Origin of the sequence: Arthrobacter sp. UYEF3 (assembly GCF_040546245.1) — a bacterium.
Taxonomy (GTDB): domain Bacteria; phylum Actinomycetota; class Actinomycetes; order Actinomycetales; family Micrococcaceae; genus Arthrobacter.
Window position 1 is genome coordinate 66,899 of the sequence record NZ_JBEPNK010000017.1, and the last position, 16,894, is coordinate 83,792.

A 16,894-nucleotide genomic window follows, 5' to 3' on the forward strand; every position below is an offset into this window, starting at 1 on the left:
CACCCAGTCCGCCGATTTCATCCACACCAGCAGGAGAACCATGAAGATCGCAGCCCTCCTCCGGAGCGTCGAGCTCCTCACACGTCCGGTCCACCCGGAGAGCAAGGCCGCGATGGATCAGCGCTGGGCCGAGCTGCCCGAGCACGTGAAGACCCCGGCGCAACTGCTGGGACGAAGCGCCGTCGGCTGCGAAGGCACCCACGGCGTCTTCCCCAAATGCAACCTGACCTGCTCACCCTGCTACCACTCCGCGGACGCGAACAGGGTCCGGATCGACGGCGGCCACACCATCTCCGCGGTCACAAAACAAATGGAGTTCCTGCGCCGCGTCCGGGGCCCCCGCGCCCACGCCCAGCTGATCGGCGGGGAAGTCAGCCTGCTCCCGGCCAAGGACCACGCCGCAGCCCTGCAGGCCATGCACGCCAACGGCCGCGAACCCATGTCCATGACCCACGGTGACTTCGACTACGACTACCTCCTGGCCGTGGCCTTGGACGATGCCGGCAGCCCGAGGTTCCGGAAAGTATCCTTTGCCGCCCATTTCGATTCGCTCATGAGGGGCCGTCGCGGAGCCGTGCGACCCCGCAACGAAGCCGAACTGAACCCGTTCCGCGCCCGGTTCGCCGAGATGTTCATCGCCCTCAAACGAGACCACGGCATCAGTTCCTACCTAGCCCACAACATGACCGTCACCCCGGCCAACGTCGACCAGGTCGCCGATGTGACACACGCGGTGCTGGCCATGCCCTACGACATGCTCTCCTTCCAGCCGGCCGCCTATATCGGGGATGACCGGAGATGGTCCGAGGACTTCGAGGAGATCACCATCGATGCCGTCTGGTCCCGCATCGAAGCAGGCGCCGGCCAACCCATTCCCTGGCAGGGAACCCAGTTCGGAGACACCCGGTGCAACCGCACCGCCGTCGCCCTCAGGACTGGATCCGTACTCACCGCGCTGCTGGACCCGGATGACCCCCGGGACCTCGCCGCGCGCGACCAGCTCCTGAAAAACCACGGCGGAATGTTTTTCGGCGGCAGCCCGGCATGGATCGTCGGCGCCAAAATCCTCCGGGCGCTCCTGGCCCACCTGGACGACCTTCCCGCCATGGTGTCCTTTGCCCGCCGCCTCGTGCGCCGGGCCGGTGGCCCGGGTGCAGTAGCGTCCGCTGCCTGGAGCCGCCGGCTGTCCTTCAAAACGTTTGTGGTACACAACTTCATGGACGCGGCCGACGTCGCACCGGCATGGGCGCTAATGGAGCGCGGTGAGACCAGCGCCGACCCGAAAATCCGGGAAACGCAGGAACGCCTCGGCGCCTGCATGTACACAATGAGCCACCCGGAAACCGGTAAACTCGTCCCAGCGTGCGTCCAGCATTCGACCCTGGACGCAGCAGAAAACGCCGGACTACGGAAGTTGCTGCCGCTCCGTCCCGTCACAACGCCGGCCGGGAAACTGCAGCCGTGAAAACACACACCACACGCCGAAGACGTCCCGCCAAGGACGCTCAACACCCTGACAGGACCGCACGAATGATTCCGACCCTCCGTGCCAAAACGCTCCTGTCCAGTACCGCCGCAATCGCGGTAGCTGCGCTGGCCCTGGCCGGCTGCGCCTCCCCACCCGCCGCCCAGCCCGGGTTCACCGGCTGGGACCAGGTCACCGCCGCCGCGCAGGGCCAGACTGTGCGCCTGTGGATGTATGGCGGCGACGAACAAGGAAACTCCTACGTCGACAACACGCTTAAACCCGCCGCGGCGAAAGAAGGAGTCACGCTCGAACGCGTCCCGGTCGCCGACACGAAAGACGCCCTGAACCGTGTCCTGACCGAAGTGCAGGCCGGAGCCCGGGACGGTGCCGTCGACTTGGTCTGGGTCAACGGCGATAACTTCGGCACCGGCAAACAGGCCGGGGCCTGGTCCTGCGGCTGGACCCCGATGCTGCCCAACATGAAACTCACCGCACCCTCCGACCCGCTGCTGGCCAACGATTTCGGGACACCGGTCGAGGGCTGCGAAGCGCCGTGGAGCAAGGCCCAGTTCACCTTCGCCTACAACTCCACCACCGTCACCAACCCGCCGAAGACCGTGACAGGGCTGTTGGACTGGGCCCGGACGCACCCGGGCCGCTTCACGTACCCGGCGCCGCCGGACTTCACCGGCTCCGTCTTCACCCGCCAGGTGCTCTACAGCGTGTCCGGCGGATACAACAACGTGCCACTCGGATTCGACCGGAAAGCATTCGACCGGTTCACCCCGGCCCTGTTCGACGCGCTCACCGGCGTTGCCCCGTCGCTGTGGCGCGAAGGGAAAACATACCCGAAAACGTCCGTGGAACTGAACGCCCTGTACGCGGGCGGGCAGGTCGATTTCACCATGACCTACGGCCCGGCCACCCTGACCAAACTCGTCGCCGACGGGACCTACCCGGCAGCCACCAAAATCCTCACCCTGGACGAGGGCACCGTGGGAAACGCCAGCTTCCTCGCGATCCCGTCAACCTCCGGGCACCAGGCGGGAGCGATGGTCGTCGCGAACCTGGCGCTCTCCCCGGAACAGCAGGCCGCCAAAGCAGACCCGCGGGTCTGGGGTCAGTTCCCGGTCCTTGACCCGGCCGCGCTGAGCGCCGCTCAGCGGGCCAGGTTCGAGGCTCTCCCGCAGTCCCCGGTGGTGCCCACCTACGATGTGCTGTCGAAAAACGCCAACCCGGAACTTTCAGCCGCGTGGGTGCCCGAACTCGACGACGCCTGGCGGCGCCAGATCCTCACGGGCCGGTGACCTTGTGACGGAACTCCTTGCTCCGGCGGCCCGGCAGGCTCCGCGCCGGCGCCTGCCGCCGGGGCTGATGGCTGCCCCTGCTGTGCTGACAGCGTCCTTCGTTGTTCTGGGTGGGCTGCTGACCGCGGCTGCCCAAAGCCTGGGCCTGCTTCCGCTGACCGGCAGACCGTCACTGACTGTGGAGGCGTACACCACGGTGGCCCCGGACCTTCCTGCCGCTGTCGGCCTGTCCCTGGCCATCGCGGCGGCGTCAACCATCGCCGCCTCCGCCGTGGGGTTCATGGCGGCCCTGATCATTGTCCAGGGCCGCTGGTGCGGCCGGGCCGTTGCCGCCGTCAGTACCCTCACGATTCCATTTCCGCACATCGTCGGGGCCGCGTCCGTCGGATTGTTGCTCTCGGATTCCGGCGTGTTGTCCCGGCTGATCGGGGTGGGGGAGGCCTGGCCGCGGCTGGTTGGGGGACCCTTGTGGTTCGCGGTCATTGCCGACTACAGCTGGAAGGAATCAGCCTTCGTCGCCCTTGTCGTCACCGGTGCCCTGATCACCCGCTCAGCGGGCTATGACGAAACGGCGGCCCTCCTGGGAGCCGGCCGCCTCCGGCGGCTCCGTCACGTCCTGCTGCCGCTGAGCGTACCGGCGCTGATCGTTTCCGCAACGATCGTCTTCGTGTACACCTTCGGCTCCTACGAGGTCGCCTGGCTGCTCGGCCGGCCCTATCCCGAACCTCTTCCGGTGATGGCGTTGCGGGTCTTTGGCTCCGCGTCGCTGACATCCCGGCCCGAGGCGGCAGCCCTCGCGATGGTGACCACGATCGTGGCGTTCGCGGCCGCCGCTGCAGCGTTTGTCCTCCTGAGGAGGATTCCACTATGGCGGTAACCCTTCCTCCGGGACGGAGGACGCCCTGGACGCCAGAGCGCGGCGACGGCTCGGCCCTGCGGGTCTCCCGCGCCCCGGGCCGGGTGGGACGAACCGTACTGACCCTGGCGCTGGCCGTGTGGTTCCTCCTTCCCCTGGCGCCGCTGGGACTGTGGCTGTTCGCGGACCGTTGGTCCTACCCGGCCGCCATGCCCGAGGGCTGGGGCTTCGACGGCGTTCGGTCCGCCCTGGCCCAGGGCGCGGTCCCGGCCTTCGCACGTTCCTTGGGCCTGGGCCTGGCGGTCAGCGCTGTCGCCACACCGCTGGGGGCGCTGGCCGCCCGGGCTCTGGCTTACCACCGAGTCCCGTTCCCCGCGGCCGTCAACGCCGTGCTGTTTGCACCGCTGGTAGTTCCGGCGTTCGCGGCGGCCTTCGGGCTCAACGTGTTGCTCCTGAGGCTGCAGGTCCCGGCACTGGCCGGGGTGATCCTTATCCTCAGCGTCTACGCCCTGCCCTACACGACCTACACGATGCGCGTGGCCTACGGGGCGCACGACCGTGGCTTTGAAGACGAAGCCCTCACCCTGGGAGCAACCCGCTGGCAGGTCCTTACCCGGGTGCACCTGCCACTGCTCGCCCCGGCACTGGCACGCAGCGCGTTCCTAGCCTTCCTGGTCGGCTGGAGCGACTACCTCATCACGCTTCTGGTCGGCGGCGGCGCCTTTGTCACCGTTCCGATGCTCGTCGCTTCGGCCGCTTCCGGCACGGGCAACGATGCCGTGGTTGCCGTGCTGTCGGTGACGGCTGTCCTTCCGCCGCTGATCTTGCTGCTGGGTCTTGGCTTCTTCGCACGCAAACCCCCGGGAGACCTTTCATGAGCGACGATCTGGTTATCGAAGGACTCTCAAAGTCGTTCAGCAGCTCATCTGCGCCGGTCCTGAACGGCGTCAGTCTCACCCTCGACGCGGGTTCATGCACCGCCGTTCTGGGGCCCTCCGGATCAGGGAAAAGCACTCTGCTGCGCGCCGTGGCGGGCCTCGAAGCCCCGGATGCCGGAAGGATCGTTCTTCGCGGCACCGACCTGTCCCGGGTCAGCCCCGAACACCGCGGCATGGCCATGGTCTCCCAGCGCCCGCTGCTGTTTCCCCACCTGAACGTCCTGGACAATGTTGCATTCGCCGCGACCGTCCGCGGTGTCCGCCGACGGGCTGCCCGGGGCGATGCCGCGCATTTCCTGAATCTGGTGCAGCTGGATGGGTACGGACGCCGTCCCGTCACGGCCCTCTCCGGCGGCCAGGCCCAGCGGGTGGCCATCGCTCGGGCCCTGGCCGCCCGGCCTGCCATCCTGCTCCTGGACGAACCCTTCAGCGCCCTTGACCCGCAACTGCGCTCCAGCATGCACGAGCTGCTGGCGCAGCTCCGGGAGCGGCTGGCCCCCACCATCCTTATGGTCACCCACGACCGCGACGAAGCGGCCGCCGTCGCGGACAGCATCGCCCTGCTCAGCCGTGGCAGGCTGCTCCAGTACGACCGCGTCGACCGGATGTACTCCCGACCCGTGTCCCTGGAAGTCCACCGGCTCATGGGCGGCACAAACGAAATCACAGGAACCGTCCGCGACGGAGTCCACTACTCGGCACTGGGAGACCTTAACCTGCCCGCGGACAAGGACTGGCCGGACGGCCCGGGCGTGCTGGTCATCCGCCAGGAAAGCATCAGCATCCAGGAAAATTACCGGAGCCCCGCCGGCCACGGCGTGCCCGGCATCGTGACGGATATCCGGGTGCTGGGGCCCCGCCGGCTGGTCACCGTTGACGTCTCCGGCATCACACTTCAGGCGGAGGCGCCCTGGGGCCGGCTGCTGGGTGCCGGTGATGCCGTTCGGCTCACGATCCCGGTCTCCGCGCGGGCCCTCGTCCCAGGCCCGCAGGATCCCGGCGGACCCACCACGGGGGACACCGCCGCCGCAGTCTTGACCACCGGAAGAACCTGACAATCCGCGGCCCCCAGTGGTCGAGGCCCCCCATCATCCCTCGCCCGGTAAATGCCCGGGGATACGAAAAGGAACATGAACATGAACATGAGACATTCCCTGACACGGACCGTTGCCCTGGCAGCAGGTACCCTGCTCACGCTCGGACTGGCCGCCTGCGGCGCCGGCGCGGACCCGCTGAACAACGCCCGGCCCACAGGCCAGGCCAGCTCCGGAGGCGCCCTGGTCATCGGCTCAGCCAACTTCCCCGAGAGTCAGACGGTGGCGGAGATCTACGCAGGGGCGCTGAACGCGGCCGGCATCCCGGCGTCGACTAAGCCCGGGATCGGATCCCGCGAAGTGTATGTCAGGGCGTTGCAGGACAGGTCCATCGACGTCGTTCCGGAGTACAGCGGCAATCTGTTGCGGTACGTGGACAAGACGGCCACCGCCGTCAGCGCCGGGGACGTGATGAAAGAGCTCCCCGGCAAGCTGCCCGCGGAGCTGACAGTACTCGAACCGGCCAAGGCCGAGGATAAAGACTCCATTGTGGTGACCGGGGCGACGGCGGCGAAATATGGGCTCACGAGCCTCGCGGACCTGGGCACGGTGTGCGATCAGATTGCGCTCGGCATGCCGCCGGAAGCCAAAGAACGGCCCCAAGGCCTCCCGGGGCTTAAAGCCACCTACGGGTGTGTCCCCAAAGAGTTTGTTCCATTCAGCGACGGCGGCGGGCCGGTGACCCTCAGGGCGCTGCTGGATGACAGGATCCAGGCCGCAGACGTGTTCAGCACCTCACCGCTGATCGTCCAGAACCGGCTGGTCGTCTTGGAAGATCCGCTGAATAATTTCGCAGCCCAGCAGGTACTGCCGCTCGCCCTCAAGGACCGTTTGGACGCGAAGAGCACTGAGGCCCTGAACAAAGTCTCACAGGCTCTGACGACCGGTGACCTGCTGAACCTGAACCAGGATGTCTCCGGCGACCGCAAAATGAACCCGCGGGACGCTGCCGCTGCCTGGCTCAAAGACAAAGGATTCATCGCATAGAGGAGTCAGCGGTCCGGCGGCGCACGTCGGTCACCCGCGGCCGGGCCCGGTCCGGGCTCCGGCCACGGGCACCGTTAGTGTGTTGCTGCCAGGGCCGTCGGAAGTTCGGTCATGGCGGTGACGGTGAATTCAGGAGCCTCAAAGTAGCCCGGGTAGCTTCCCCCGGTCCTGTTCAACCACGCCGTGCGCAGCCCGGCGCGGGCCGCGCCGTGGATGTCCCAGGGGTGGACGGCCACCAGCAGCATCCCTGAAGGATCAACCCCGGAAGCGGCAGCAGCATATTCATAGGCTGCCCGGGCGGGCTTCCAGGCCGGCGCATCTTCAACCGAAAGCAGCGACTCAAACGCCCCACGGATCCCAGCCTCGCGGAACAGCTTCTCCGCGATCTGGGCCGAACCGTTGCTGAGTGTGATCAGCCGGAACCCGGCAGCGGCGAGTGCCCGCACTCCCTCGGGGACATCCGGATGTACCCCGAGGCCGGCTAAGCCGCCCATGACATGTTCGACCGCCACGTCAAGGGGCCGGTTTACCTCCCTCCCGGTCAGAAGCCTCCTGAGTGCGTCGGCTCCGATCCCGGCGAACGAACCGTTGTCTCCGCTGGCGGTCAGTGCGAAACCGTCGCGCAGCAGGGTCGCGAACCAGAGCTGGGCCAATTCGGCCGGTACACCGACCTCACCGAAGCGCGCCCCCATGGGGGACATATCCGAGAGAGTTTCGTTCACATCAAAGATGATTACTGACGGGGAGGTGGTCATGGGTTCTCCTTATGGTGGTGTGCAGGTCGCCAGTTTAAGTCTGCCGGGCTCACGTGCGGAAAGAAAGAACGGCTTACGGAACCGTCCGGCCATACGGGGCCCGGCCGTTGCGGGACTTAGCGCAGGTAGACCGCGAATTCCTTTTCAAGGAACTGTTTGGGCCGCGCGCCGATGACAGCCACCTTATTTTCACCGTCTCTGAAAAGGTAAATGGCAGGGATAGACGTGATTCCCAGGCTCGCGGTCCCGGAGGGTTTTCATCAATGTTGACCTTGACGAACTGCACTTTATCGGCGAACTCGACGGCGATCTGATCCAGCACGGGGGAGACCTTCTGGCAGGGCACGCAACAGTCGGCCCAGCAGTCGACGATGACGGCTTTGCCCGCCTGGCGGACGTCTTCCGGCCTGTCTGGCCGGGGGAGTTGGTGTTACGAGGCGCAGCATGAGAGCCGCGATACGTCCGTGTTGTACGATTGCGAAGCGATTCTGATGCCCTCGGCCATGGTCAGGTACGGGGCCCACAGGTTCGCGACCTGATCGACCGTCATTCCGGCCTCGAGGATGTAGACGCCGGCGGCGGCGAGTTCTCCTGCGTCTTTTCCGACGGCTGTGATTCCAAGGATCCGGCCGGTTTTGTTATCGGCAACGATCTTGATGAAACCTCGCGTGTCCCGGTTGACCAGCGCCCGGGGCACGAATTCGAGTGGAAGTACACGGCATTCACAGCGGATCCCGTCGCCGTTGGCTTGCTGATCCGTCATGCCGACGGCGGCCAGCGCCGGACTGGTGAAAACGACCCGGGGCAGGTGCCGGTAGTCGACCCCGCGCCCGGCGTCAGTGAACGCGTTTTCCACCGCCAGGGCCCCGTGGGCCGAGGCGACGTAGACGAATTCCCGGTGGCCGGTGACGTCCCCGGCGGCCCAGATCCTCGGATTTGAGGTTGCGAGGGTGCTTCGCACGAGGATTTCGCCCCGGTCCCCGGTCCCCACGCCGACCGTTTCGAGGTTTAGGCCGCCGGTGACGGCGCGTCGGCCGGTAGCCATCAGCAGCCGGTCCGCCCGGAACTCTTCCTCCCCGCCGGCGACCGCCGCGGTCGCCACCACCTGGCCGGTTCCCGTGTCGGTGCGCACGGTGGAAAGCGTGGCGCGGCGTACTACCCGGATCCCTTCATCCGCGAAAACGCCCATCAAGGCCAGCGATGCTTCCGGTTCCTCCGCCGAGGCCAGCCGGGACCTGACCAGCATTGTCACCTTCGAACCGAGCCGTGCGAACAGCTGGGCCTGTTCGAGTGCTACATAGCCGCCGCCGATCACCAGCAGCGACTCCGGAACCTCGTCCAGCTCCATCGCCGTGGTCGACGTCAGATAGCCGGTGTCCTCCAGCCCGGGGACTTTCGGTACCCACGGGGCTGACCCGGTCGCAACGAGATAGTGGGCGGCACGGACAGACGTCCGGACGCCGCCGGGGGAGACGATGTCCAGGACCGGGTCGCCCGGGGACCCCGCGAACACGGCCTCGCCCTGGCGCATCTCCCAGCTGTAATCGGCGATTAGGTCCGCATACTTCTCCGAGCGCATCCCTTCCAGCAGGGATCGTTTCCCCTCGATCAGGCCCGGCATGTCCACCGGGCCGGCTGAGGTGTCAATGCCGGGAAACCGGCCCGAGGCATCCAGCGCTACGTGGCGGGACTCGGCCGCGGCAAGCAGGGCTTTGGAGGGTACGCAGCCCGTGTTCACGCACGTCCCGCCGACGGTGCCCCGTTCCACCATCAGCACCCTCTTACCGAGGTTCGTGGCCCGGATCGCGGCGGCAAAGGCCCCGCCGCCGGACCCGATTACTGCCAGATCGTAATCAAATGCCGCCGTGTCAGTCATAAAGTCTCCAAAAAATCTTGCCGGAACCAGCCCGGGCCGGTGCCGCGTGCCGGGGCGGCCCCTCGTGGGGTGCTGCCCGTTGCTCCGGACCCAGTCTGCACCTTCCCCTATAGGGGAAGGTCAAGGGCAGCACTGCGCATGGTTCGCTTCTGCCTTCCGGTCGTGCCCGTGAGGACCGTCGCGGCGGGCGGCACCACTTCATGGGTTGGCGGGTGGATCGACACGGGTTTGGAGGGCGAGCAGCGGCGGCCCGTTTCGGGCTCAGCGCTGTGTTGGTCGAATGGATCAGGGCCGGGCTGACCTTCGCCCTTTCACCGGCAGGTTCGCTCCAGCCCAGGAATCCTGTTACTCAGAAGCACGAACGCGGCTGGAAGCAGGGAGCATTTTGTCTCTGGTAGGCGCAGCCGAATTGTCGTCCCTCCACCTCCGGCAGCTATGTACCGGCAGGGAGTCTTCGCGGAGGCGTCTCGGCCGGTAGGACGGACGAAAAGTACAAAGGCTGGCAGCTGCCTCAGAGGTAGCTGCAGATACGTTCGGGGTCGCACGCAGCCGGATCGGCTGCAGCAACAATCCGGTGCTGTTCGGCAACGGTGTTCCGAAGGGCGCTGAGCTCAGCGATCTGGCGGTCCAGGTCAGCCAGTTGCTGCTCGAGTTCGCTGCGGACGTGGGTGCAGGGGGCAACGCCGGCGTCGCGAACACGAAGTATTTTCCCGGTCTGGGAGAGGCTGAGGCCTGCGTTCTTGCTGCGGCTGATGAACTTCAGCCGCGCGACGGTCTCCGGAGTGTAGTCGCGGTAGCCGGCGGCGGTACGTCCGATGGAGGGCAACAGACCGCGTTCTTCGTAGAATCGAAGAGCCTTGGTAGTCGTGCCGGCAGCAGCAGCCGCTTCACCAATGCGCATAGTATGTCTCCCTGGTATGGATCCCCGAGCGCTACACGGCAGTCGGTGGCCCGCTGACTCTTAAGCCTATCCGTGTCCGCTTCGGTTACCAGGTGCTTGACCAGCACGCATCCAGCCGCCGACCTGGCTGGTGGTCCGGGCGGTACCGCGCACGCGTGCCGCGGCGGCCGGACCAGCCCGGGATAGCATTCCCGGACCCGAGTAGGACCGTCTGCCCGCAACATGGACTCGGCCTACTAACCGCCACGTTTCCGGTCGGATGCGTACCGTGACGAATCTTCCGGGGGTGACCCGTAGGAAGGGAATTACCTGGCCGCCGGCCTTGTTGCCGAGGCCATGACACTTCTTCCTACACAGTCAGCACCCGACCTCGCCCTGGCCCTGGTTGGCGGGGGAACCACCGATGACCTCAAGCTCGGTACCGGAATTGGCGGGCGGTTCAGCCTCGTTGTCTTCTACCGGGGCCTGCACTGCCCAATCTGCCGCAAACAACTGGCCGAGATTGATAAGCGGATCGAGGACCTGAAGGCAGCCGGGGTCGGCCGTGCTGTCGCTGTCAGCATGGAAACAGAGGACCGAAGCACCAGGATCGTGGAACAGTGGCACCTGGCCAACCTGCCCCTGGCCTATGGCCTGAGTGAGGAAGCCGCCCGGTCCTGGGGGCTGAATCTCTCAAACGCGATCAAGGAGGGCGAACCGGACCTTTTCAACGAACCGGGCATTTTCATCCTGGACGACGACGGGACCCTGTTCTGGTCAAGCACCGCCACCATGCCCTTCGGCCGCCCGTCCCTGGACGACGTCATCGCAGGGGTCCGCTACGCCCAGGACCACGACTACCCGGCCCGCGGCGCCGCCTGAAAACGTCCCGTGGTGACGGAGCCTGACGGAACCGGACCGACTGGAACGGAATCTCAAGGCTCCGCAGGGACCGAGTTGAACAGAGAGGCAAAAGTCCATGAACTCACCCTCTGCCCCGGTACGGCGCGATCACGCCGAGGTCGCCGGGTGCACTTTCATGTCTGAACGGAACATCACACGTACGGTGAGGTTTCGGCGCAGGGAAGCCACCCTTAGTTCCGAAGGCCGGGCTAGGGGTGCAAGCCCACTGCTGGCAGCAGCAATTCGTCGATAACGGATATGAGGAACTCGCGGTTAGCTGTCTTGCGCTGCACCATTGTTCGGTACATCGCCATGGATGTGACAAGAAGTGATAACTTTTCCGTGTCACAGTCAGCCGGGATTTCCCCGCGGTCGATCGCCCGCTGGAGGAAGAGTCGGTTGACACTCGCGCGAGGCTCGACGATGGCTGACTGGACAGCATCCGAAAGCCCTGGATCGCACGAAATCATCGACATAAGCCCGGCCATGACATGAATTTTGCGGTCGTTGTCCTCGATCGAATGAGGTTTGATGCTGGCTAGAAGGTCGCCGCGGAGTGTCCCGGTATCTGGAAGCTTAGCCATGTCGATGTCCGCGTTTTTCATGCACGCGACAGCGTCGATAACAAGTTCGGCCTTGGACGCCCAGCGGCGGTAGAGCGTTGCCTTCCCGGCCTTGGCACGCGTTGCAACCATGTCAATCGTCATGCGCTCGTAGCCACTTTCAGCGAGCACGTCTAATGCAGCAGCGAGAATCTCCGGATCGCGAGTATGGTCGCGCTTGCGACCAAGCTTCGGCGTATCCACCCCGGCAACGGTGGGATCGATCTGCGTCATTGACGGCAAACTCCTTAGTTGTGGGAGACCGCAGCGAGCGGCCATAGAACAATTCTAGACCAACTATATCCGAAACGACTTAGTTTCGGATATAGTCGGTTTCATGTCTTCTTCCTCAGCTACGACCGTGGCCTCTTCGGCTGCCCCCGTGGTATCCCGCCGAAGGTGGTTAACGCTCAGTGTCGTTGCCCTCGCCCAGCTCATGGTCGTTCTCGATTCCACCGTCGTTAATATCGCGTTACCGGCAGCTCAGGCTGACCTTGGCTTCTCCAACGGAGACCGCCAATGGGTCGTCACTGCCTACTCTCTGGCCTTTGGTAGCTTGCTCCTCCTCGGCGGCCGGCTCTCTGACCTCATCGGCCGGAAGCGGACCTTCATCACCGGCCTCATCGGCTTCGCCCTGGCGTCCGCGCTCGGTGGTGCCGCAAACAGCTTCGGCATGCTCGTCGGTGCCCGCGCACTTCAAGGTGCTTTCGGCGCAATGCTCGCCCCGACCGCCCTCGCCGTTCTGATCACAACGTTCACCGTTCCTAAGGAACGCGCCCGAGCCTTCGGTGTCTTTGGCGCGATTGCCGGAGCCGGCGGCGCAGTCGGCCTGCTGCTCGGCGGTTACCTCACCCAGTATCTTGACTGGCGCTGGAACCTTTACATCAACGTCTTTATCGCCATCATCGCCGTCATAGGCGCAGCTATTTACGTTGATCACGGTATTCGAACGGGTCCGCGTCCTAAGCTCGACGTCCCCGGAACCATCCTTGTCTCCGGCGGCCTGTTCGGCGTCGTATACGGGTTCTCCAACGCCGAAACCGATGGGTGGGGCTCCCCTCTCACCTGGGGCGTACTCGCCGGCGCCGGCGTGCTGCTGGTCGCATTCGTCCTGTGGCAGCGGCGTGCGACCCACCCGCTCCTGCCGCTATCGATCATCCTTGACCGCAACCGCGGTGCAGCCTACGGTTCTGTGCTCATCGCTGGTATCGGAATGTTCGGCGTCTTCCTATTCGTCACCTACTATCTGCAGAAGACGCTCGACTACACACCGGTCCAGGCAGGGCTTTCATTCCTGCCGATGATCGCCATGCTCATTCTCGCCGCCCAATTAGGCACCAACATCTTCGTTCCAAAATTTGGTCCGAAGATCATGGTGCCGTTCGGCATGGCCCTTGGTGTTATCGCAATGGTTTTGCTCACCCGCCTGGATCTTCATAGCGGCTACGCAACCGATGTGCTGCCACCGCTGATGGTGATGGGATTTGCGATGGGCTCGATCATGCCAGCATCTATGCAGACTGCCACCCTCGGAGTCGACCGGCAGTTCGCCGGAATCGCCTCAGCGATGGTGAACACCAGTCAGCAAGTCGGCGGATCAATCGGGACTGCGCTGCTCAACACACTGGCAGCGACCACCGCAACCAACTATGCCGCCTCCCATCTTCCGGTGACCGCAACAGTCGCTGCTGAAGCAGCCGTGCAGGGCTACGCAACCGCGTATTGGGTCGGAGGCGCATTCTTCGCCTTCGGCGCAGTGTTCTCGGCGCTATTGTTCCGCCGTCGCGGAGACGGAGTGTCACTTACCAACCCGCACGGCATAGCAGCAGCCAAACGAGAGCCGTCACAGGTCACCAGCCGCACTGAGCACTGAGATCCGGAGCAGCCGTCTAACCGGTAGCGATTCCTGAGCGTCGAGCCCGTCGCAGGCGGCAATGAGGGCTGAAATGGCCGACGTGGCGCCCGGTAATTGGTTCGTTCTGCTCAAGGAGTGAGGGAGGAGAACCACTGGCGGGCGTCGAGTTCGCCGATGCGCCGGTACAGCGTCGCCCGGGACATGCCCAAGGTCACGGGCGCTCCGTCACGCCGGGACGGGCGCCGTCCTCGATGTCGGCTTTCTTCAGCCAGTTATACGATTCGGGGCTAGCTTACGGACAGTCGAAGTCTGCAAACGTGTTGTTCGCTCTCGAAGCCACAAGGCGTTGGGAAGACGACGGTATAGCTGGCGCTTCGGTCATGCCAGGGGGTATCTGGACCAACTTGCAACGCTACTGGGATCCGGCTGTTTTAGCCGATATGAAGTGTCGCTACCCGTCGAAGACTATCGAGCAGGGGGCAGCAACCACCCTCTATGTGGCAACACGCGCCCAACTGGGACCAGGCACGCCTGCCTACTACGAGGACTGCAGGCCAGCCCACGTCGTGCCCGCAATTGTTCGGCCTGTACGGAGTAGTTCCCCACGCAATCGACCCGATCACGGCCGAACACTTATGGGACTTGTCACTCCACCTAACCCAAAAGCCATCATAAGCCGTTGCACTCCGCGGGCCTGAACGGCTTTGCCGGATCGTAGATAGTTCGAGGGCTGCGGCCGTATGGTTTTGTGAGACAGCTTGTTAGGAGCCCTTCTTCACAATGACCGACCGTAAGAGGTATAGCCAGAAGTACAAGGACGACGCCGTGGAGCTCGTGATTTCCTCGGACCGTCCGATCGCCCAGGTCGCGCCGGATATCGGCGTGAACGAGGGCACTCTGGGGACCTGGGTGCGCAAATACGGTGAGGACCATCCCGATCGGTTCCTCACCGAGGAGAAGGCAGCCGTGCCGTGGGAAGAGCACCAGAAAGCGCTGGCCGAGAACGCGAAGCTGAAGCAGGAAATTGAGTTCCTGGGAAAAGTCAGCGCCTTCTTTGCGGCGAAGCAACGGTAGAGGATTTCTACGAGTTCATCGAAGCGGAGAAGGTGAACCATCCCGTCGCCTGGCTATGCCGGACCCTGAAGGTCTCACGGGCCTCGTTCTACCGGTGGCGCAACCCTGCGGGCCCGTCCCCGCGGGCCGTGCGGCACGACAGGCTCGTCGGGGAGGTCACCGGCTTGTTCAACAAGGAAAAGGGCCGGGCCGGCCGGGACCAGCTGACCCGGATGCTCAATAACAACGGCGTGGACGTCTCCGCGCCCACGGTCGGGGCCATCATGCGCGAGCACGGCCTGAAGGCCGCGCGGACCCGGGCCTGGAAGAAGACCACGGAACAGGACCCGCCGGCGAAGACCGCGCATATCCGCAACCACATGCTCGATGAGGACGGCAAACGGGACTTCACCTCCACGGTCCCCGGGACCGGGCTCTGTGGGGACATCACGTATCTGCGCACCGGGGAAGGATGGCTGTACCTGGCCACCGTGATCGACCTGTGCACCGGCATGGTCATCGGCTGGTCCATGGCCGATCACATGCGCGCCGAGCTGTGCACCGAGGCCCTGGCTATGGCACGCGACCACGGCCGCCTTGCCGGCGACGGGGCCATCTTCCACTCCGACCGCGGATCGCAGTACACCTCCGGCGAATTCCAGCAATGGTGCGCCGGCAACAGCGTCACCCAGTCCATGGGCAAGGTCGGAGTCTGCTGGGACAATGCAGTGGCCGAAAATTTCTTCTCGCACCTGAAGACGGAGTTCTACCACCACCACACCTTCGGCAACAGGCTTGCCGCCAGGACCGCCGTCATGGACTACATCGAAGCCTGGTACAACCGCCGCAGGCCCAACCGCAGGGCCGGCGGCATACCCCCGGCGACAGCCCTCGCAAACCACCAAGACCGCGACCATGAACCCGTGGCCGCGTAACCGAAATCAACTACGAAACTGTCTCAAAAACTTGACGTGCGCACCCCAACATGGCCAACGCCACCGAACACCCGGTGGGCAGATCTCGTGGCCATGAGTGGGCAGTTTTCATGGCCACCAGCGGGCATTTCTGCTGGCCGCCCGTGGGCACAAACTATTGGCCATTGACATAAGGGATCCTCTAACGGGAACAGCGTCTGAATGCGCTGTTTTCCTGCCATCACGAAAACTGCCCACGGTGAATGCGGCCGGTCATGGCCTTATTTGTGAACGTTGGAACTATTCTGATACTCACTGGCGGTTTCCTCATCTTCCTCCGGCGCTGCAGTGGCTGCTGAAACGCAGACAACCCCGACACCACTGACCGGCGGTGCGCGAAATCTGGTGCCGCCGCCACTGGCCCCCAGCATTGCGGGCACTACGAGAAGGAAGCCGTGATGACTACCCGCAACCGTGGGCTCGCTCTTTTCAGATTCTGGTTCGCCGCCCTAGGGCTGCTTGCAGTCACAGTTCAACTCACGCACCTGCTAACAAACGTGCCCGGAGCGTCCGCTGCGAACTACTTCAGCTACTTCACTATCGAATCCAATGTCATCGCCATCATCACCTTGGCAATAGCGGGCACCTGCGCCTGGACAGGCCAGAATCCTCGATGGCTTGATCTCCTGCGTGGTGCAGCGACTATTTACATGACCATCACCGGGATTGTCTACAGCCTTCTTTTGAGTAACATCGACGTTAATACCCCTATCCCTTGGATCAACGTAGTGCTCCACTACACAATGCCGACCATCATGGTGATCGACTGGCTAGTGGACCTCCCGAAGACCAGAATTCCCCTGCGGACATCCTTGATCTGGCTGGGATTTCCTCTGCTTTACCTGATGTACAGCCTCGCTCGGGGGCCGATCGTTGGATGGTACCCCTATCCTTTCCTTGACCCAAGGATAGGGGGTTACGCCGCCGTCGCAACTATGTCCTTGGCCATCGCCGCCGGAGCTCTCGTTTTCGCCGCCATTGCAGCGCTGTCCACCAGACTCCACGCCCTAACTACCGTGCCCGACACCTCAGTTCAACGCAGCGAATTACTCACACCGCCCTGACCCTAAAGCATGAACGGGAAGGGGCGGCCGGTCTGGTCGGCGCCGATCAGCCTCCCCGACACGCTAAAAAAACCATTCCATCCCAGCTCCCGTTTATCCCCGTTTAACGAGTAATCATGGGGCACCATCCTTCGATCAGAACTCGTCCCGCAGGCCGATCGGTGTGCGGGCAGCTGTGATCGAGAATGGGTCAAGTCCAAATGCGTGGTGTATTGCGGTTGCCGCGTGATCCTTGGTTTGTTTAGGCGCTGAGCGCCAGTTCTGGGGTGTTCGCTGCCTCCT

Annotated in this window: 15 protein-coding genes and 1 pseudogene; 11 read left to right on the top strand and 5 right to left on the bottom strand. The window is 64.4% G+C overall.

Going from position 1 to position 16,894, the window contains the following annotated elements:
* Positions 1-40: 40 nt before the first annotated feature.
* The 6 genes from ABIB14_RS12815 to ABIB14_RS12840 all read left to right on the top strand — a co-directional run bounded on the left by ABIB14_RS12815 (position 41) and on the right by ABIB14_RS12840 (position 6,650).
* The gene (locus tag ABIB14_RS12815) at positions 41-1,465 is read left to right on the top strand and encodes a hypothetical protein (protein ID WP_354236275.1); all 1,425 of its coding nucleotides are present in this window, start codon (positions 41-43) and stop codon (positions 1,463-1,465) included.
* 65 nt (positions 1,466-1,530) lie between these two features.
* Positions 1,531-2,775 carry an ABC transporter substrate-binding protein gene (locus tag ABIB14_RS12820; RefSeq protein ID WP_354236276.1) on the top strand — a complete coding sequence of 415 codons (1,245 nt, stop codon included), beginning with the start codon at positions 1,531-1,533 and terminating at the stop codon, positions 2,773-2,775.
* 4 nt (positions 2,776-2,779) lie between these two features.
* The gene (locus ABIB14_RS12825; protein WP_354236277.1) at positions 2,780-3,652 is read left to right on the top strand and encodes an ABC transporter permease subunit; all 873 of its coding nucleotides are present in this window, start codon (positions 2,780-2,782) and stop codon (positions 3,650-3,652) included.
* Positions 3,643-4,509, top strand: coding sequence for an ABC transporter permease (locus ABIB14_RS12830; RefSeq protein WP_354236278.1), 867 nt, complete (start codon positions 3,643-3,645; stop codon positions 4,507-4,509). The genes ABIB14_RS12825 and ABIB14_RS12830 overlap by 10 nt, the downstream gene beginning before the upstream one ends.
* The gene (locus ABIB14_RS12835) at positions 4,506-5,624 is read left to right on the top strand and encodes an ABC transporter ATP-binding protein (protein ID WP_354236279.1); all 1,119 of its coding nucleotides are present in this window, start codon (positions 4,506-4,508) and stop codon (positions 5,622-5,624) included. Before ABIB14_RS12830 ends, ABIB14_RS12835 begins: the two co-directional genes overlap by 4 nt.
* Positions 5,625-5,699: 75 nt before the next feature.
* Positions 5,700-6,650, top strand: coding sequence for an ABC transporter substrate-binding protein (locus ABIB14_RS12840; RefSeq protein WP_354236280.1), 951 nt, complete (start codon positions 5,700-5,702; stop codon positions 6,648-6,650).
* 74 nt (positions 6,651-6,724) lie between these two features.
* Here ABIB14_RS12840 and ABIB14_RS12845 read toward each other — a convergent pair whose 3' ends face one another.
* From ABIB14_RS12845 to ABIB14_RS12860, 4 genes and pseudogenes are all read right to left on the bottom strand, one after another.
* Entirely contained in the window at positions 6,725-7,405 is a 681-nt protein-coding gene (locus ABIB14_RS12845; RefSeq protein WP_354236281.1) for a haloacid dehalogenase type II, read from the bottom strand.
* A 116-nt stretch (positions 7,406-7,521) separates the two neighbouring features.
* Positions 7,522-7,805, bottom strand: a pseudogene (locus tag ABIB14_RS12850) (thioredoxin family protein); the annotation flags it as partial.
* Between the two features lie 30 nt (positions 7,806-7,835).
* A complete protein-coding gene (gene merA, locus ABIB14_RS12855; protein ID WP_354236282.1) occupies positions 7,836-9,281 on the bottom strand; it encodes a mercury(II) reductase in 1,446 nt (481 codons plus the stop codon).
* A gap of 511 nt (positions 9,282-9,792) precedes the next feature.
* The gene (locus tag ABIB14_RS12860; RefSeq protein WP_354236283.1) at positions 9,793-10,182 is read right to left on the bottom strand and encodes a MerR family transcriptional regulator; all 390 of its coding nucleotides are present in this window, start codon (positions 10,180-10,182) and stop codon (positions 9,793-9,795) included.
* A 336-nt stretch (positions 10,183-10,518) separates the two neighbouring features.
* Between ABIB14_RS12860 and ABIB14_RS12865 the strand changes: the two genes are divergently transcribed.
* Positions 10,519-11,043 carry a redoxin domain-containing protein gene (locus tag ABIB14_RS12865; protein ID WP_354236285.1) on the top strand — a complete coding sequence of 175 codons (525 nt, stop codon included), beginning with the start codon at positions 10,519-10,521 and terminating at the stop codon, positions 11,041-11,043.
* A gap of 230 nt (positions 11,044-11,273) precedes the next feature.
* Here the strand turns inward: ABIB14_RS12865 and ABIB14_RS12870 are convergent, their stop codons facing one another.
* Positions 11,274-11,900: a TetR/AcrR family transcriptional regulator gene (locus ABIB14_RS12870; RefSeq protein WP_354236286.1), complete on the bottom strand. Its 627-nt coding sequence runs from the start codon at positions 11,898-11,900 to the stop codon at positions 11,274-11,276.
* A 103-nt stretch (positions 11,901-12,003) separates the two neighbouring features.
* On the opposite strand from ABIB14_RS12870, the gene ABIB14_RS12875 reads away from it, so the two are divergent.
* From ABIB14_RS12875 to ABIB14_RS12885, 4 genes are all read left to right on the top strand, one after another.
* Positions 12,004-13,539, top strand: a complete 1,536-nt coding sequence (locus tag ABIB14_RS12875) for an MFS transporter (RefSeq protein ID WP_502909660.1) — start codon at positions 12,004-12,006, stop codon at positions 13,537-13,539.
* Positions 13,540-14,301: 762 nt separating this feature from the next.
* Entirely contained in the window at positions 14,302-14,595 is a 294-nt protein-coding gene (locus tag ABIB14_RS18770) for a transposase (RefSeq protein WP_502909661.1), read from the top strand.
* Positions 14,596-14,612: 17 nt separating this feature from the next.
* Entirely contained in the window at positions 14,613-15,509 is an 897-nt protein-coding gene (locus ABIB14_RS12880) for an IS3 family transposase (RefSeq protein ID WP_502909662.1), read from the top strand.
* Between the two features lie 437 nt (positions 15,510-15,946).
* Entirely contained in the window at positions 15,947-16,612 is a 666-nt protein-coding gene (locus tag ABIB14_RS12885) for a Pr6Pr family membrane protein (protein WP_354236289.1), read from the top strand.
* Positions 16,613-16,894 lie beyond the last annotated feature (282 nt).